The following is a 1,596-nucleotide window of genomic DNA, read 5'->3' on the forward strand; positions in this document are numbered from 1 at the left end:
CCCTCAAGCTCGCGGGTTACAGTAAGCCGATAGACGGCTACGGTCAGCTTCTGCAAGCCTCGCGGGGATGACAGGACAATTGGGTTTAATCATGCCCGGCTAGAGTATCAGTCTTGGTCAAGGAGTTGAAGGGGTCCATTTCCGGTCGTCACTGATGAGAGCGTTTGCGACACGAAAAGCTTTTGTATGATTGCGGTTATGGCGACTTTTGCGGGTTTCCGCCTGCTCGGAGGCTTTCGTATTTTGCCTTGAGTGGCCGATTGAAACGGGTGGCGACGAGGGCGGGCATGTAGAGCGCCTTTCCGGCCGCCCTGGATGAAGCTCTTGTCCTTCCACTGGCCGGATTGGCGGTCGACGGGGGCAAGATCTGCCAGGCTTGCAGCTTGTTTGTTTTCGAGTGTACCCAGTCGGGCATGTCAGCGACGATGGCGAAGGCGGTCGCCTCGCCGAGGCCCGGAATGCTGATGAGAATGTCGAAGCGGCGGCTGAGATCGAGTTGCTGGCGATCCGGGTTCGGCATTCGGCGTCGATCGCTGCGATCTGGGTGGCGATCTGTTTCAACCGTTGCTCGGCCTGGCCCTTCAACAGGGGAATGGTCACGACTTTTGCCGGTTCACTGTGGCGGTGCGGCCCTTGATCAGGGCTCGCCGGGCGGCGACCAGTTCGCAAAACGTATCGAGGGCATCGCTGCGGGTTAGCCGGATCTGCGGCGTCATGAGCTCGCCGAAGCGGGCGAGCATGGCGGCGTCGATCCGATTGGTCTTGGACAAGCGGCCGGCGGCCTTTGCGAAGGCGCGCGTGTGCTGCGGGTTCATCTTGACCAACGGCAGGCCTCTTGCGCCGAGCATAAGTTCGAGCAACCGATGGTAGGCACCCGTCCCTCGTAGACGATGCGGGCGGGCGGGATCGCCCCGATGGGGCGCGCCGGTGGGCACTGTGGGGAAAGTATCAGGATCGGATCAATCTCTCTCGCTTGGTGTTTATCGACGAAACTTGGACCAAGACCAACATGGCTCCGCTCAGGGATGGTCGCGGCGCGGCGAGAGGATCAAAGCCAAGGTGCCGCACGGCAATTGGAAGACAATGACCTTCCTGGCGGCGCTGCGCCACGATCGCGTCGACGCGCCATGGCTCTGGGGAGGCGGCAGTCTTTGATGTGCGCTGATGGTCGTCGACATGGCCGTGCGGCTGCTGGCCGAGGACCGCTCCCAAATTGAATCTGGAGGGTTCTGTGTAGTCGCGGGCGCGATTGGGCGGACACGCACGGGTCGCGACTACATTGAAGCCTGATTGAACTGAACCGCGGGATGGCGGGCGGGCTATGGGGATTTAGGGCTCGACCGTGTGTCCGAGGCGCCGGAGCGGGCTCGCCGATCGCTCTTGAGCGGTCGCCCGTTGTCGCGATGCAGGACCATCTGCGACGCGAGAGACGGCGCCATTGGGTCGTTGACGCTAGGGTGCAGCGTTGCTGGCGACAGCCAGGCTGCGACTTTGACTAGCGGCGCGCAAAGGATGGCGAAAGAGGTTTGGTTGGCTTCAGATCAGGTCGGCTTTATGATGGCGCCCTCCATCACCACTCCGGCGGTCGCATACTGC

At 62.0% G+C, this 1,596-nt stretch carries 2 protein-coding genes and 1 pseudogene; 1 reads left to right on the top strand and 2 read right to left on the bottom strand.

Going from position 1 to position 1,596, the window contains the following annotated elements; genetic code table 11:
* Positions 1-196: 196 nt before the first annotated feature.
* Positions 197-520, bottom strand: a complete 324-nt coding sequence (locus NKI95_RS34190) for a transposase (protein WP_352722247.1) — start codon at positions 518-520, stop codon at positions 197-199.
* Positions 521-596: 76 nt separating this feature from the next.
* Positions 597-848, bottom strand: a complete 252-nt coding sequence (locus tag NKI95_RS34195; RefSeq protein ID WP_352722248.1) for an IS110 family transposase — start codon at positions 846-848, stop codon at positions 597-599.
* Between the two features lie 44 nt (positions 849-892).
* On the opposite strand from NKI95_RS34195, the pseudogene NKI95_RS34200 reads away from it, so the two are divergent.
* Positions 893-1,143: pseudogene (locus NKI95_RS34200) on the top strand (IS630 family transposase); the annotation flags it as partial.
* Between the last annotated feature and the right edge of the window lie 453 nt (positions 1,144-1,596).

Source organism: Mesorhizobium sp. M0306 (assembly GCF_040321655.1).
Classification (GTDB): domain Bacteria; phylum Pseudomonadota; class Alphaproteobacteria; order Rhizobiales; family Rhizobiaceae; genus Mesorhizobium.

Coding starts and splice junctions, on each gene's coding strand:
- NKI95_RS34190 (WP_352722247.1), bottom strand. CDS start 520: ATGCCGAACCCGGATCGCCAGCAACTCGATCTCAGCCGCCGCTTCGAC.
- NKI95_RS34195 (WP_352722248.1), bottom strand. CDS start 848: ATGCTCGGCGCAAGAGGCCTGCCGTTGGTCAAGATGAACCCGCAGCAC.